The sequence below is a fragment of the Desulfosporosinus acidiphilus SJ4 genome (genome assembly GCF_000255115.2).
In the GTDB taxonomy this organism is placed as follows: Bacteria; Bacillota; Desulfitobacteriia; order Desulfitobacteriales; family Desulfitobacteriaceae; genus Desulfosporosinus; species Desulfosporosinus acidiphilus.
Window position 1 is genome coordinate 119,276 of sequence record NC_018068.1, and the last position, 16,596, is coordinate 135,871.

Below are 16,596 nucleotides of genomic sequence, written 5' to 3' on the forward strand. Positions count from 1 at the left end.
CTAATAATGACGCGGACGCGGCGGAATCAGGGATACATCAACATCCTCATAACTGAGTTCCGGGCCGCCTGGTGTCCAGCGGGCTATGGTTGTCTTTAAGAAGTTCACGTCGTCGCGCTCAGGATATTCTGGCTTATAATGGGCGCCCCGGCTTTCGTTACGGTTTAAGGCCCCAAGAGTAATCACCCTGGCCAGCTCCAACATATTCTTCAACTGGCGGATGAACGTTCCTTCCTGGGTTCCCCATTCAAAATTATCGCTTCTCCCAATGTTATGCCAGCGTTTTAGGAGGTCCTGAAGCACGCGGTCAGTTTCGGCAAGCTTATCATTATAGCGGACAACGGTTACATTTAAGGTCATAATATCTCCTAATTCCTTGTGGAGGAGGTAGGGATTTTCCGGACCTTTCATTGCCATGATCTCTGCCCATTTTTTCTCCTGAAGTTTCTTTTCATTGAGAAAGACAGGTTCGCTGCCGATGGGGGTCTTAAGCTTATTTTTCTTAATATATTCCATTACTTTAGGCCCGGCGACCATGCCACCGTAGATAGCGGAAAGCAGGGAGTTGGCCCCCAGGCGATTGGCGCCATGATATTGGTATTCACACTCGCCGGCAGCAAAAAGTCCGGGAATATTCGTCATTTGATCATAATCAACCCAAAGTCCGCCCATGGAATAGTGAACAGCCGGGAAAATCCGCATAGGAACCTTTTTCGGATCATCTCCGACGAACTTTTCATAGATTTCCAGGATTCCGCCAAGCTTGACTTGTAAGACATCCGGATCAATATGGGACAAATCGAGGTAAACCATATTTTCGCCGTTAATCCCAAGCCCTTGATTGAAGACGACTTCGTAAATAGCGCGGGTGGCAATATCGCGGGGAACGAGGTTTCCATAGTCCGGATACATTTCCTCAAGGAAATACCAGGGCTGTCCGTCTTTATACGTCCAAATCCGGCCGCCTTCTCCCCGAGCCGACTCCGACATCAGCCGCAGCTTATCATCTCCCGGAATTGCAGTAGGGTGGATCTGAATAAATTCTCCATTGGCATAATGCACGCCTTGCTGATACAATGCCCCTGAGGCGCTTCCGGTACATATAGTCGAGTTTGTGCTTTTACCGAAGACGGCGCCTGCCCCGCCGGTAGCGACAATGACCGCATCTCCTGCAAAGGCCTGGATGCTCATATCCCGCAAGTTCTGGGCGACAATCCCTTTGCAAACTCCTTCATCGATCACAGCCGAGAGCAATTCCCACTGTTCGTATTTTTGAACCATGCCTTCAGCCTCGTAGCGCCGGACCTGTTCATCAAGCGCATAAAGAAGCTGCTGGCCGGTGGTGGCTCCGGCGAAGGCAGTACGGTGAAACTTGGTTCCGCCGAAACGGCGAAAATCTAACAGGCCTTCCGACGTGCGGCTGAACATGACGCCCATCCGATCCATCAAGTGAATTATCCCTGGCGCCGCATCACACATTCCTTTGACCGGCGGCTGATTGGCGAGAAAATCCCCGCCGTAGACCGAATCGTCAAAGTGCAGCCATGTAGAGTCTCCTTCTCCTTTAGTATTAACAGCTCCGTTAATACCTCCCTGGGCGCAAACCGAGTGGGAGCGTTTAACCGGCACTAACGAAAACAAGTCGACCTGCGTACCGGCTTCAGCAAGCTTGATCGTTGCCATTAACCCGGCAAGGCCGCCGCCTACTACGATGACTTTACTCATTCCTTAACCTCCTAAAATTTGGTCTTGCAAAGATCACGTTCTGATTTGTTTGTCAAATAAATGTTTTATGATTGGCTTTCCTGAGTCCCGATTTACTTTCTCGGTCAGAATGGATTGGATTAATTTTTCAGATTGTATGATTCTATAGAACAAGAATTTTTCAGACCGATAATTTCTTTCTTACAGGAAAGCGGAAAGATCGGCTAAGCCAACCGCGGATATAATGACAAAGACTAGCGCTAATACATAAGACAGAACCTTTTGGGAATGTGGTCCAATCGTAATTCCCCAAGTGATGGCAAAGGCCCATAAGCCGTTGACAAAATGAAAGATTGCAAACAGCACGCCCAAGGCGTAGAAGATCAGTCCCAGGGGATTGCTTATGAACTGATGGATTGCCGCGAAACTGGCCTCGCCAAAACGGAGGAGAAAAACATGAGTAACAATGAAGATAACAGTATAGATGCCGGAAATTCGTTGGATCAGGTAAAACCAATTTCTTGCATAGTTGTAGCTCAAAATATTGCTTTGTCCGGTATAAACCACCCAGATTCCATAGACGGCGTGTAGAAAGATGGGAATAAAGATGACAACCAATTCAACGATGATAATCCCTGGAAAGTGTCGCATGGTGCCGATGACTTTGTCGTACATCTCTGGCCCTCCACGGGCGGAAAGATTGAGAAACATGTGAAAGATTAAGAACAGACCGATGGGCACTAACCCTAATAAAGAATGGACTCTGCGAATCAAGAAATGATAAGGTTTTTGTGGTGTACTCATAAATTCCGGATCCTCTCCTCTCAAGTTGTAATAATTAATAGTGCATGTGAGAAAGAGAGTTGCAAACTGTGTGCCAATTAAGAATATTTAATTTTATCTACAAAAAATTTCTTTCCTGACAAGCGTTAAACCCTATCTAAGTAGGGCTTAAGAGATCGAACATCAAGTTAAAATTAAAAGGGGGTGTAAAGAATCATTCAATAAGTAAACCCTAAGAAATAAAAATATTTCTATTATTTAGAATTTAGATAGGTAAAATTCTAAATAATAGAAATATTGATTTCCCATAATGTTAATTTGAATAGGTTGGACGTTAGCCAAGTGAATTAGAGTATGCTCGTCTGCTGTATAGATCGAGGAGATAGTTTTTATCGTATTACCTTAGGTCATAGTCTTCAGCTTATTATAAAGAGTTGCCAGGGATATCTTCAAAGCTTTAGCGGCTTGCTTTTTCCCTTCGGCGGAATCGCCGAAACGTTTTAACGCCAGGCGAATCATTTGTTTCTCCATTTGTTCAATTGGTATTATCTCTTCGATTGTATGTTCCTGAGGGATAGGAGAGTGGGAATCCAGGAGATTAAGGATTGATTTATGACTGATCAATTCTTTCTCAGTGGTTAGCATTGCGCGTTCCATGACGTTTTGAAGCTCCCGTATGTTGCCTGGCCAGTTATAATTCAGCAAAAGCTCTTCTGCTTGACTGGTCAGGCTTACGACATGTTTGCCGAACTTGCGGTTGAATTTGCCGATGAGGGAGTGGACATAGGCGGGAATGTCTTCTTTGTGGCTGCGCAGCGGCGGCAGGCGCAATTCAATAACATTAAGCCGGTAAAAAAGGTCCTCGCGGAAATTCCCTTGTTTCGCCAATGATAACAAATTGCGGTTGGTTGCGGCAATCACCCGGACATCCACTTTAATGGTTTTGGTTCCGCCAACCCGTTCAAATTCCATCTCCTGTAGGACGCGCAAGAGTTTGGCTTGGAGATAGGGATTCATATCTCCAATCTCGTCTAAGAAAATAGTTCCGCCGTTGGCCAAATCCATTTTTCCCAGCTTCGTTTTCAGAGCGCCGGTAAAGGTCCCTTTCTCATGTCCGAAAAATTCACTCTCAAGCAAGGTCTCTGGAATCGCTGCGCAGTTAACCTTGACGAAAGGCTTGTCAAAACGTGAGCTGGCGCTGTGGATGGCATGAGCAAACAGCTCTTTGCCGGTGCCAGATTCCCCGGTTATGAGAATGGTTGAACTGCTCTTCGCCGCTTTGCGAGCCAAACTCAAGGCGCTTTCAAATTCCGGGTGACTCCCGATAATATCATCAAAAGTATAGGAACTGGTCGAGATTTGATTAATGCGGCTTTGCAGTTCATCAATGACTTGATTGGAAGCTTTCAACTGTTCCATCAGCTTGTAAATATCCGTCAGTGGCTGGAATACCACGACGGCGCCTTCCATTTTTCCATCCACGATAATCGGGGAGGCATTTGAGATGACATCGACGTTAGAGCCGCCAACCCTTGACCTGTGTGCGAACACGGATTCATGGGTGCGTAGAGCCCTTGCCAGGGCACCGTTTGGGGAAGCCTCAAAAATATTGCTGCCGATTCTTTGACTCGCGGGAATTGAAGTCACTCGGCTGAACGATGGGTTGACATATTTGATCTTTCCGTCAATGCCGACGACTTCAATGGCTTCCTGGACCGAGTTCAGAATCGTATCGAGTTCCCCTTTAAGCTGTTTAATGATAGCAAGCTTTTCGGTTTCTTCAATGATGTTCATCATAAGATTTGCACCCTGCGCTTCGATTAAGGCACTGGATTTTGCTTTCTTACGCTCTAAATCTTCCTGAACGTCGGGGCTGCCGGTTGCTTCAATGATGACATCGAGATTCGGAACCTTAAGAAAGGCCTCCAAGGTTTTGCAGGTTGCGACCCCGTCCTGCCTTGCCATTTCCATGCCGGCGCTCTTATCGATACGATCGCAGACCACAATGATCTCGATATTGTCAATTTTGCAAAGGGTCTTATAGACCGTCGTTCCGCCTTGTCCCATGCCTACGATGCCTACTCTTACTTTGAGAGCCATAAATTCCACTCCTCAATGTTACAATCAACGTCATTTAGAATATTCGATATATTACGCCGATTTCCTATATATAGTCTAATTTTTAGAAAAATAATTATTTTTCAAGGAAGGCTTCAATTCAGTACTTTGGACGATTTCTGCATAATTTTCCTACTTATCTGAATCTAAAATATAGAAATTAGAATTATTGTGTGCAAGATTTTTGCGGAGGTTCTTCCGAAAACCCAGCAGTTATGCCATGCCTGAGCCTTTCTGCGAGTTTCTATTTGTTGGCATAGTTTTTGCTTTATTATTCAGAGAAGAAAACCAGTAATCATAACACTGTATGGAAATGCCCATGAATAGAAGCAGTCATGAAATGCGGTGGTAAGAAAGGAGTCAGTGAAAAAAATATATCATCTAAATACAACAACATTGGGGGGAAAACAAATGAAGGAAATTTATGTTGACGAAATCACTTCAGCGGTTGAAAAGCTTTGTATAGAATCTAATTACGACCTTGGGTCGGACATCATGACGGGGTTCGAAAAAGCCTTGCAAACCGAACGTTCACCCTTAGGGATTGAGGTGATGGAACGTCTGATTGAGAACGCTCAAGTGGCGCGGCAGGAGAGAGTTCCCATGTGCCAGGACACAGGGATGGCAATCATCTTTGTCGAACTTGGTCAGGATTTGCATGTTGTCGGCGGGGCCTTAACTGAGGCAATAAATGAAGGGGTACGTCTCGGTTATGAAAAAGGCTATTTACGCAAATCCGTTGTAAGCGATCCTTTTGAGCGGATCAATACCGGGGATAACACGCCGGCAATTATTCACTATGACATTGTACCGGGCGATTCTCTGCGCCTGATCGTGGCTCCGAAGGGATTCGGCAGCGAAAATATGGGCGGTTTGAAAATGTGTAAGCCCTCAGAGGGCTTGGAAGGGGCCATGCAGTTTGTCGTGGATACGGTGGACCGGGCAGGCGGAAATCCCTGTCCACCGATCATTGTCGGAGTGGGTGTAGGCGGCTCGATGGAGAAAGCGACCTTCCTTGCCAAGAAAAGTTTACTGAGAGCGGTAGGCAAACATAATCCGGAAGAGCGTCTGGCAAAAATTGAGGAAGAATTATTAAGCCGTATTAACCGGCTTGGCATTGGACCCCAAGGCTTTGGCGGGGTGACAACAGCGCTTGCGGTTAACGTCGAAGTCTATCCCACGCATATTGCCGGGATGCCGGTTGCCGTGAACATTGGCTGCCATGCGACCCGTCACAAAGAAATTGTCATACAAGGGAGGAATGGCAGATGAGCAAATCCATACGGATTGAAACTCCCCTTACCAAAGAGAAGCTTAAGAGTCTGAAAGCAGGCGATAGTGTCCTGATCAGCGGTGTCATCTATACAGGACGGGACGCAGCCCATAAGAAAATGATCGAGGCCCTGGCGAAAGGCGCTGATCTTCCCTTTTCGGTAAACGATCAAATCATTTATTTCGTAGGACCGACTCCGGCTAAAGAAGGTCAGGTAATCGGCTCCGCCGGCCCGACAACCAGCGGGCGGATGGATGCCTATTCTCCCACGCTAATCGCTGAAGGGTTAACTGGAATGATCGGCAAAGGCTTGCGTTCTCCTGAAGTGATTGACGCTATGAAGGAACACAGTGCCGTTTACTTCGGGGCGATTGGTGGAGCGGGTGCTATCATCTCCAAATGCATTGTTTCCGCAGAAATAATTGCCTACCCCGAGCTGGGAACAGAGGCCGTCCGGCGCTTAACCGTCAAGGATTTTCCTGTCATCGTGGTCATTGATTGTTATGGCAACAATCTTTATGAGATAGGGAAAGCACAGTACCGGAGTTTATGATGGCAATCTTAGCAAGGGCATAGGGTGCCGCTGTCACATAGAGCACGAAGATTCCAAGAGCACCCGTCCAAGGGGCGGGCTGTTCTTGGAATTTATTGAAAGTTCATTTTATTAATACTTCTTTAAAGGGAATTTTGGTAAACAGACGAATAATAAGGTACTGACTAGAGATGGAGGCTTACCAGATGAAGTTCCGCGCAAATCTGATATTGTCCATTTTCTTACTCGTTGTGACCCCCATTGTTATAACCAGTTTAATCACCATGGAAGCCGCGGATAAGGCTTTACAAAGCCAAGCCCTTGAATTAGGACATCCTCTTAGCAGGGAGCAAGTGGAGATAGCCCGCTTGCGGGAAAATATTGTCTATATTGTCATCATCGGTACGGTTGTCAGTTTAACCGGCGCAGGAATTTTCACGAGTGAACTGTCCAGATCAGTCAATAAAATCAAGCAAGGTCTGGATAATTTAAGTCATGACGCCAATACAGCTATTGATGTTCAGCGGGGGATAATGGGAGAAATAGCCGCTTCCATTAATCAATTGGCTGCCAACTTAAGAGAGACACGCAGCCACAGAGATGCTTTACTCGAGAGCAGTCCGAATGGTATCATTACGGTTGATAAAATAGGTAAGATTATACTCTTTAATCCTGCGGCCTCAATCCTGACGGGGATTCCGCCGGGAAAAGCCTTAGGTACAAATTATCAGGAGATTGGACTGCCTCCCGCTTTAATCCGCCATTTAGAAGATGCCTTAACCAGGCAGTCTTCAGACATGACTAAGGAAGAAATCTTTTCTCGGCCTGATGGGAATTCCATAGCCGTGGCTATCTCAATCTCAAGACTGCATGATGATGAGGAGATCGTTGGCGCTTTAGCTATGATTTTCGATTTACGTGAGAAGCGCCTGCTGGAGGCCAAGGTCCTGCGCGCTAACCGACTTGCGGGTTTGGGGGAATTAGCGGCAGGTATTGCTCACGAAATCCGCAATCCGTTCACGGCAGTCAAAGGATACTCACAGGTTTTAGAGGATGAGTTGGATATTGATGACCCGAGGCGTGAATACACCGCCGTGATTGTGAAAGAGGTAAACCGTCTTGACCGAATTGTCCAGGGACTTTTAGATTTTGCCAGACCTTCGGTCAGTAAGTTTGAACTCGATAATCTCAATCAGATTATCGAAGAAACCTTGGTTTTAATCGAAAAGTCGGCCTTTAAGGACCGGATTGAATTGCAGAAGGACTATGGCGAGAATGTCCTGGCGGAAGTTGATAAGGATCAAATTAAACAGATTTTGCTGAATATGTTCATCAACGCCGGTCAATCCATTCAGGATCAAGGAACGATCAGAATTGTCACCCGGCGGGAAGGGGAGCAGGTCGCTATCCGGATTATTGACTCCGGCATGGGAATTTCTCAGGCTATTATCGATAAGCTGTTTGACCCCTTCTTTACCACCAAAGAGAAGGGTACGGGGTTAGGCTTGGCAATCGCCCATCAATTGATTGAACTCCACGGCGGAAAAATTGAAGTCTGCAGCCGGCCAAACTCAGGGGCAGAATTCAAACTTATTTTACCGATTCGACAAGGGGGTGTTATAAGTGTCTGAGTCCAAAGGCTCAATCCTGGTTGCTGACGATGAAGAAAGTGTACGCAATTTGACCAGCCGGGTCTTGAGCAAAATGAATTACACGGTTACCACTGCAAGCAACGGCGAAGAAGTTTTGGACAAAGTTAGAAACTGCAGTTTTGACCTCCTGATCATGGACATCCGGATGCCTAAATTAGACGGAATGGAAGCGTTCAAGACACTGCGCATCAACTATCCCGGACTGCCCATTATTATGATGACAGCCTTTAGTACGGTAGAAACAACGCTTGAGGCTATGCGTCTGGGCGCTTTTGATTACCTGACAAAACCCTTTGATATTTCGGAAGTAAAAACCGCGGTCGAAAAAGCTTTTTCCTCCCGACTGGAGAACGATGTCCAGAGTGATACCCCTAAACAAGCAAGCGGTTTGCAGATAGATGCCTTTGTCGGGTCCAGTCCTCTCATGCAGGAAGTGTTTAAGACGATTGGAAGGGTAAGCGTGAGTAATTCATCGGTTTTAATCCAGGGAGAAAGCGGGACAGGCAAAGAGTTGGTGGCCCGTACCCTGCATCAATACAGTAATCGCAAAAACAAACCGTTTGTGACGGTTAATTGCGGCGCGATTCCGGAGGGAATTCTGGAAAGTGAGTTTTTCGGGCATGAAAAAGGAGCGTTCACAGGTGCTCACAGCCGGAAAATCGGGAAATTTGAATTTGCCGACGGCGGCACTATCTTCCTCGATGAAATTGGAGAAATGAGCCCGATGCTGCAAGTTAAGCTCCTGCGGGCTCTGCAGGAAAGAGAATTTGAAAGGATTGGCGGCAACGAAAAAATAGCGGTGGATGTCCGGGTGGTTGCGGCCAGCAACAGAAACTTGCGCGAAAGCATTAAGGAAAAAACCTTTCGGGCCGATCTGTTCTATCGTTTAAATGTCGTCTCGATTTTCATACCCCCCTTGCGTGAAAGGAAAGAAGATATCCCTTTGCTCGCCGCTTATTTCCGAGATAAATTCTGCGCTAAGCTTGGCAAACAGCCCAAAAGGATCTCTCAGGAGGTAATTGAGGTATTACAGAATTATGATTGGCCAGGGAATGTACGGGAACTGGAAAATATCATTGAGTATGCGATTGTCATGGGGAATGGACAAGTTATCTTAGCTGAGGACCTTCCCCTGGAAATAGCCACGGCCACAAAATCTCAGTTTTCCGATAAGGAGGGAAAGCCGGAGACACTGCGGGCCATGGTAAAATCTCTTGAAAAAGGCGCCATTGCCGCTGCCTTGCAAAAGACTGGGGGAAATAAACTGCAGACTTCCAAGGTATTAGGTATCAGCAGACGGGCTTTACAATACAAGATTGAAGAATATGGCATAGAATAGAGAGATAGCGATGAATAAGAATAATTTCTGCTTTAACCCATTACCTGAGCGGAAAATAACTGAACGAGAAGTGACTGAGAGAAAATTGCCCGGCCGGAAATTCGGATTTTTACTGTCCGGAAATATTACCCGCCAGCAATGGCTGGTTCTTCTGGCTGCATTTATTGGCTGGGTTTTTGACTCTATGGACTCCACCATTTACGCCATGGTCCTGCCCTCATCCTTAAAAGACCTTTTGGGAACTACAGCCAATAAAGCGGATATAGCCTCACACGGAGGAATTATTTTAGCGATTTTTTTAGTGGGATGGGCAATTGGGGGGACTCTATTCGGTACGCTGGCAGACTACTTTGGACGCAGCAGGACTCTGGCTATCTCCATTCTCTTTTATGCAGTCTTCACGGGCGTGGCAGCCTTATCTCAAAGCTGGGAACAGCTAGCCGTTTTTCGCTTCCTGACGGCGCTGGGCATCGGCGGCGAGTGGTCTGCGGGCTCCGCTTTAGTCGCTGAATCCTTTTCGGATAAATATCGGACAAAAGTGCTTAGTCTGATGCAAAGCGCCTGGGGTGTGGGCTTTTTCCTCGCGGCCCTGGTCAATTTATTTATTGTCCCACTGGCGAGTGCTCACCAATTTACTCCCTGGAGGGCCGTTTTGATTATCGGTATTTTCCCGGCGATCTTTGCAGCCTTTATCCGGGAAAAGGTCCAGGAACCTGAGAAGTGGCTAGAGGTCAAGAAAAGACGAGAGAATATGAAAAAATCGGGAAATCCGGCAGCCGTCAGCAAAAATCTGACGGTACTTACCCTTAAGCAGATTTTTTGGCCGGATCTTCGGCGCGATACGATTGTAGGGACGCTCTTGTCCTTTTCCGCCACCTTTGGACTGTGGGCTGTAACGAACTGGACTCCAACCTTTGTCGAGGAATTATTGCATGTCCATCATCTGCCGGGAGCAGTTATTTCGGACTATAAGAGTTATGCTATTATGGCACTAAATACAGGAGCGATTCTCGGCTATGTGTTCTTTGGCCCTATTGCTGAACGTCTCGGGCGCAAGAAAGCGTTTCTGATTTTTTTCCTGGGCAGTCTCCTTTTGGCCCCGTACATTTTTTACAACGTGACAAATTTCACCACGCTGATGTTGCTTCTGCCGGTATTAGGGTTCTTCAATAACGGGATCTTCTCGGGGTTCCCGATTTATCTGGCCGAGCTTTACCCGACAAGACTGCGGGCAACCGGGCAGGGGTTTTGCTTTAATTTTGGGAGGATTTTAGCCGCTACCGGTCCGTTATTGACAGGTTTCCTGGTAAATAATTTTGGCTCCTATGCTAAAGCGGTTACCGCAGTTTCTTCGATTTACATTGTTGGGATTATTACCCTCTTGTGGGCTAAGGAAACTAAAGGTAAACCTTTGCCTGATTGAGCCGGCACTTTAGCCTCATCATACATATTCATTAAATGGGATTCTTTTCCGGACAGCGTTTGTTTAGCCGGTAGAGAGTCCTATTCTTTATTCAAAAAACATAAATAATTCAGTAATATGGTTGCTGCGTATTGATTTCTGAAATTACAGAAGAATGTGCATATTTTTTAAGCATCTAATGCCTAAAAAGTATGCACATTCTTCTGTTAATTTAACGTAAGAACCGCAAACACTCCGACTAACTCGATTGATATTAGACTATAAGTTCTTATTCTACCGCGCATTTAAGGCTATAAGTTATAAAAAAATTTATTTTGAAGTCTTGGCATGATAATTGCTATTAACATATAATTAAGAATTTTCCGCAAAATAGCAAAAATAGGGAGGAGGATAGATTTAATCATCACCGCTCTCATAGCTCGACACAGTTTTACACTGACAGAAAGTAAAGGAGATGAGTATGTTGAAGACAAATTATCGTTGGTTTATCATTTTCATGGTCTTTCTTATTACTATTGTAAATTATATTGATCGTTCGGCGATTGCTTTTGCCATGCCGTTACTCAGCAAACAGTTTCATATGACTCCGGAGGATATTGGTTTAACTCTTGGTGCCTTTAACGTAGGTTATGCAGTTATGGTTTTCATAGGCGGACTTATGGTAGATAAATGGGGTTCCCGCAAGATTTGGTTGATAACAGCTTTGGTTTGGTCGCTGAGTATTCTGTCTACAGCCGCAGCTACCGGCTTTGCGATGTTATATACCGTTCGTTTAATTCTTGGTTTAGCTGAGGGTCCAAACTTCCCGGCTCTAAATCGTGTTGTCGGTGACTGGCTGCCGGGCAAAGAAAGGGCGCTGGCTCTGGGCAACGCCTTGGTGGGTGTACCGATTGCCTTGGCATTCGGCGGTCTTATTGTTGCTTATCTGGCAAATTTGTTTACATGGCGAGGCATGTTCATTATTCTAGGAGCTTTAGGAATAATCTGGGCTCCGATCTGGTATTTCTGCTTCCGCGATTTCCCGGAAACCTCGGGAAAAGTTAATGATGCCGAATTGAAATACATCAAAGAAACTGACAAGATTTCCCGTAGTTCTGAACAAGAAATTCGTCGCCAAAGTCATGCTTCCAAGCCTGGAATGTGGAAATTTTTATTAACGAACCCAACCCTGCTTTCCAACGATTGGGCGTTCTTTGTATTCGGCTACAATCTCTTCTTCTTTATGGGCTGGCTGCCGACATTCTTAAACAAAACCTATCACATGAACCTCAGCCAGGTTGGCAGTTTCACGTTCCTGCCCTGGATAACTGCGGCACTTATGTTATATCTCGTGGGCATTATCTCCAACCGCATTCTGAAGTCCACTGGGAAATATCGCCTGGCCCGTTCCCATCCGCTTTGGATTACTCAGTTGTTAGGCGCGATTTTCCTCTTACCAATTCTTTACTATCATTCTGTAGGTGTTGCCTTACTTTCGATTTCACTGTGTGTAGGCTTCAATATGGCTCCAAACAGTATTTTCTACGCCGTTAATATCGATATTATTAAAGAACGTTCCGGGACTGCTATGGGAATTACGGATTTGTTCTTCGCTGTCGCCGGTTTGATCGCTTCGACCTTGACCGGCTTCATTATCCAGATCAGCGGCTCCTTCCAAGGTGCTTTTATTCTCGTAATCGTTCTCAATATAAGCTCAGTTATTGGAGTAATACTTTTCCATAATCCAGACCGCGAGAACAGTAGGATTCAGACAACTCAAAGTACGAAATTAGCTTCCTAAGATATCACCATATTTTTTCTGGATTGTTAATACATGTGAGCTCGTTCTGGTGAATGAGCTCTCTTTTTATTGCGTTCTACTTTGGATCCCTCGTTTGAGGTCCTTTCTCATTGATATTTTTGCTTATGTCTAATATACTAATAATGTTGTTTTTAAGAGGGTATTTTTATAATAAGTTATGAATAACTATGAACCTTAAAAGCAGGTCGGATAGTGCTGCTGAAAGCTCTTGGAGGAAGAACTGTTACTCAGCGAGGCGGCTATTTGAATTACGATAAGAAAGGTGGTGCTTTACATGCATTCACTTTGGCAGGGCAAGGCACCCATTTATGAAGCACTGCAAAACTATCAGTCCATGCGCGTGGTACCGTTTGATGTGCCTGGTCATAAACAAGGCAGAGGGAATCCGGAGCTGGTAAAATTTTTAGGCCAACAGTGTCTTTCGGTTGATGTCAACTCCATGAAGCCGCTTGATAATCTTGTTCATCCTGTTTCCGTGATAAAAGAAGCAGAGGAATTAGCTGCAGATGCGTTTGGTGCCGACCATGCTTTTTTCATGGTAAATGGTACTACGGCTGCTGTTCAAGCGATGATTATGAGCGTTTGTAAGTACGGCGATAAAATTATTATGCCCCGAAATGTTCATCGCAGTGCTATCAATGCCCTAATTATCAGCGGTGCAGTTCCTGTTTATGTTAATCCGGGTGTTAATAGACAATTGGGAATACCCTTGGGAATGTCGGTAAATGATGTAGAAAAGGCTATCGCAGAAAATCCCGATGCTAAAGCTATATTTATTAATAATCCAACGTATTATGGAATATGTTCCGATTTAAAAACCATCACTGAGCTCGCTCACTCTCATAACATGTACGTTCTCGTGGATGAAGCGCACGGAACACATTTTTACTTTGGTTCTGACTTGCCTATGAATGCGATGGCAGCCGGAGCGGATATGTCAGCGGTCAGCATGCATAAAACGGGTGGATCCTTGACCCAGAGCTCTTTTTTGTTGAAGAGCGATCGCCTTAGTACGGGGCATGTGCGTCAGACGATTAATCTAACACAAACAACCAGTGGTTCCTATTTGCTCTTATCTTCACTGGACATCTCTAGACGTAACTTGGCTTTAGACGGCAAAAATATCTTCAATAAAGTCTCATCTCTTGCGAATTATGCACGGGATGAGATCAATAAAATTGGTGGTTATTATGCCTTTTCAAAAGAACTGATTAATGGCGATTCTGTGTTTGATTTTGATCATACTAAGCTTTCGGTTTATACCCGTGAAATAGGTCTGGCGGGAATTGAAGTTTATGATATTTTGCGTGATGATTATGGGATACAGATCGAATTGGGTGATATCGGCAATATTTTGGCCATTATTTCCGTAGGGGATCGAGAGCTGGCTCTAGAACGCCTTGTATCCTCTTTATCGGAGATTAAGAGACTCTATACCAAGGACAAATCGGGGATGCTTGATCATGAATATATTAATCCAGATGTTGTAATGACGCCTCAGCAAGCCTTTTACTCCCCGCAGCGGTCCGTTGAACTTGAAAAATGCAATGGGCATATTTGCGCAGAATTTGTTATGTCTTACCCGCCAGGTATTCCAATATTAGCTCCAGGCGAACGGATAACCGATGAAATTATTGATTATATCTCCTACGCAAAGGCCAAGGGTTGTTTCTTGACAGGGACGGAGGATATGTCGGTTAAGAGCATTAAAGTATTGGAGGGATTGTAATATGGAATTGTGGTATACAGAACAGCATACGGAAAATGTCCGTTTTTCTATTAAGGTAGATAAACCTCTCTATACAGGGCAAAGTGAATTCCAAAGAATTGACATCTTCAAGTCCAAAGAATTTGGGACTATTTTTACTCTGGACGGTTTAATGATGGTCACAGAAAAAGACGAATTTATCTATCATGATATGATTGTTCATGTACCGATGGCAACCAATCCGGCAATCAAAAATGTTTTGGTTATTGGTGCCGGTGATGGCGGAACGGTAAGAGAACTTACGCGCTATAATTCAATAGAACGTATAGACATGGTGGAAATTGATAAGTTGGTAGTCGATGTCTGCCGTGAATATTTACCCCAAACTGCCTGTAAATTGGACGATCCGCGCGTGCATTTGTTTTTTGAGGATGGGTTGAAATTTGTTCGATCCAAAGAAAATGCCTATGATCTGATTATTGTCGATTCCACGGATCCCTTTGGACCAGGGGAAGGGCTATTTACTAAAGAGTTTTACGGGAATTGCTTTAAAGCACTTAAAGAGGACGGTATTCTTGTCAATCAGCACGAAAGCCCATATTATCATGAATATGCTCAGTCAATGCAAAGGGCTCATAAGCGCATCAAGGAATTCTTCCCGGTTTGCAGAGTCTATCAAGCGCATATTCCAACGTATCCGTCAGGACACTGGCTGTTTGGATTTGCCTCCAAAACTTATGATCCGGTGAACGATTTAAATGAGCAGGCTTGGAATAGTCTGGGATTAAAAACAAGGTATTATAACACGGATATTCATAAAGGATGTTTTGCTCTGCCAACCTATGTAAAGGAGCTTTTAGGAAATAAAGAAGAATAAACTTTATGATAAATTTTCAATATTACGGATAATTAGGCTGCAACAAATTTTTTGCTGCAGCCTGATTTTTTTCTAATTAAGATTTTTAAAATTAATGCTTATGGAAGAGGCTTACTATTCTTTTCCCGGAACTCAAAAAGAACAGTTAATCCCCATCTTATAGAAGTGATATAAGAAAATAATAATCGAAACAGCCCAAAAATCGTACCATGGTCTTACCCCTAAGTTCGTAAAAAAATAATAGTATAATCCCCAAATAAGTGAACTCGTTCAGCTAAAGCTGAACATCGGGGCTTCGGTGGGGGACTCTCCCCTCACCGAAGCAGAGACGGGGACCACTCCCACAAGAAGTGGGAGTCTCACGATTAGATAAACTAGCCGATGTAAGAAATTTTGCAATTAACCTAGCTTTAAGATAGGAGGGAGTCGCCCATGGAATGGCTGAGATAGTAAGGAAATATTATTAGAAGCATTGCATATATTAATCAAAAGATTGAGATATTTAATAAAATTAAAGGAATTATACACTGCATCTCGAATATTAGGATAAAGTTAATCAGTTCACTTATGTATAAAAAGTCCACTCCATGCCGCTTACGGCATGAAGACTCAAGGGATGTGAAAAACGGTGCATATTACTGATTATGAAATTGCCCTAAGATTATTGCTGGCATGTATCTTTGGAGGAATTGTAGGCCTCGAACGAGAACGAAATGATAGTCCGGCAGGATTTAGAACACATATCTTGGTGTGCATGGGTTCTGCCTTGATTATGATTATATCAATGTATGGCTTTAGTAATTTTACCTCCATTAATAAAGATCCTGCTCGTTTAGCTGCACAAGTAGTTTCAGGGATCGGCTTTTTAGGAGCAGGTACAATATTGAGGGATAAGACATCAATCAGGGGTTTAACTACTGCTGCATCCTTATGGGTTGTATCCGCTATTGGATTGGCAACTGGTGCGGGATTCTATTTTTCCTCAACTTTAACTACTTTTTTAGTTTTTATTACACTGGAACGGATTGTTGAAAACTACTTTTTTAGAAATAGTCAATCCCTTAAAGTAGTTGCCGTCAACGGAACCTGCCGGGTAAAAGAGATAAATAGAGTTATCGAATCTCATAATATAGTTCCGCAGAATATCTCCATGACGTTGCAACAAGAAGAGCAAAACAAAACAATTATCCTGTATAAATTAAGGACTCCCTTTCGAAATCTGGACATGAATCGTTTAATCGAGGACATAAACGAAATTGACGGTGTTTATTCTGCAGAACGAGCGCTGAATAACCAAAGTGATTCGATTCTGTCCGTTTTTTCACGTAAAAAGAAGTTATCAGAGAATAATAATAATAGTTTATCTCTATAATAACAGAAACTAAT

12 protein-coding genes are annotated in these 16,596 nt (G+C 44.3%); 9 read left to right on the top strand and 3 right to left on the bottom strand.

Translation table 11 applies throughout. The annotated features are described in order from the left end of the window. The 3 genes from sdhA to DESACI_RS00675 form a co-directional block, all read right to left on the bottom strand. Window positions 1-1,725, bottom strand: a complete 1,725-nt coding sequence (gene sdhA, locus DESACI_RS00665; protein WP_014825233.1) for a succinate dehydrogenase flavoprotein subunit — start codon at window positions 1,723-1,725, stop codon at window positions 1-3. Between the two features lie 180 nt (window positions 1,726-1,905). Beyond that, window positions 1,906-2,508, bottom strand: a complete 603-nt coding sequence (locus DESACI_RS00670) for a succinate dehydrogenase cytochrome b558 subunit (RefSeq protein WP_014825234.1) — start codon at window positions 2,506-2,508, stop codon at window positions 1,906-1,908. A gap of 381 nt (window positions 2,509-2,889) precedes the next feature. After that, on the bottom strand, window positions 2,890-4,587 hold the full coding sequence (locus DESACI_RS00675; RefSeq protein ID WP_014825235.1) for a sigma 54-interacting transcriptional regulator: 1,698 nt from the start codon (window positions 4,585-4,587) through the stop codon (window positions 2,890-2,892). 429 nt (window positions 4,588-5,016) lie between these two features. On the opposite strand from DESACI_RS00675, the gene DESACI_RS00680 reads away from it, so the two are divergent. The 9 genes from DESACI_RS00680 (at window position 5,017) to DESACI_RS00720 (ending at window position 16,582) form a co-directional block, all read left to right on the top strand. Continuing rightward, window positions 5,017-5,877, top strand: coding sequence for a fumarate hydratase (locus DESACI_RS00680; RefSeq protein WP_014825236.1), 861 nt, complete (start codon window positions 5,017-5,019; stop codon window positions 5,875-5,877). Further along, window positions 5,874-6,431, top strand: a complete 558-nt coding sequence (locus DESACI_RS00685) for a Fe-S-containing hydro-lyase (RefSeq protein ID WP_014825237.1) — start codon at window positions 5,874-5,876, stop codon at window positions 6,429-6,431. The genes DESACI_RS00680 and DESACI_RS00685 overlap by 4 nt, the downstream gene beginning before the upstream one ends. Window positions 6,432-6,616: 185 nt before the next feature. Then, window positions 6,617-8,041: an ATP-binding protein gene (locus DESACI_RS00690; RefSeq protein ID WP_014825238.1), complete on the top strand. Its 1,425-nt coding sequence runs from the start codon at window positions 6,617-6,619 to the stop codon at window positions 8,039-8,041. Next, window positions 8,034-9,401 (top strand): sigma-54-dependent transcriptional regulator, encoded by a 1,368-nt coding sequence (locus tag DESACI_RS00695; RefSeq protein WP_014825239.1) that lies wholly within the window; start codon window positions 8,034-8,036, stop codon window positions 9,399-9,401. Before DESACI_RS00690 ends, DESACI_RS00695 begins: the two co-directional genes overlap by 8 nt. Window positions 9,402-9,411: 10 nt before the next feature. Beyond that, on the top strand, window positions 9,412-10,824 hold the full coding sequence (locus DESACI_RS00700) for an MFS transporter (protein WP_014825240.1): 1,413 nt from the start codon (window positions 9,412-9,414) through the stop codon (window positions 10,822-10,824). A 460-nt stretch (window positions 10,825-11,284) separates the two neighbouring features. Continuing rightward, window positions 11,285-12,604, top strand: coding sequence for an MFS transporter (locus DESACI_RS00705; RefSeq protein WP_014825241.1), 1,320 nt, complete (start codon window positions 11,285-11,287; stop codon window positions 12,602-12,604). 295 nt (window positions 12,605-12,899) lie between these two features. Further along, window positions 12,900-14,354, top strand: a complete 1,455-nt coding sequence (locus DESACI_RS00710) for an aminotransferase class I/II-fold pyridoxal phosphate-dependent enzyme (protein ID WP_014825243.1) — start codon at window positions 12,900-12,902, stop codon at window positions 14,352-14,354. 1 nt (window position 14,355) lies between these two features. Next, the gene (speE, locus tag DESACI_RS00715) at window positions 14,356-15,210 is read left to right on the top strand and encodes a polyamine aminopropyltransferase (RefSeq protein ID WP_014825244.1); all 855 of its coding nucleotides are present in this window, start codon (window positions 14,356-14,358) and stop codon (window positions 15,208-15,210) included. A 628-nt stretch (window positions 15,211-15,838) separates the two neighbouring features. Beyond that, entirely contained in the window at window positions 15,839-16,582 is a 744-nt protein-coding gene (locus DESACI_RS00720) for an MgtC/SapB family protein (protein ID WP_014825245.1), read from the top strand. Window positions 16,583-16,596: the final 14 nt, after the last annotated feature.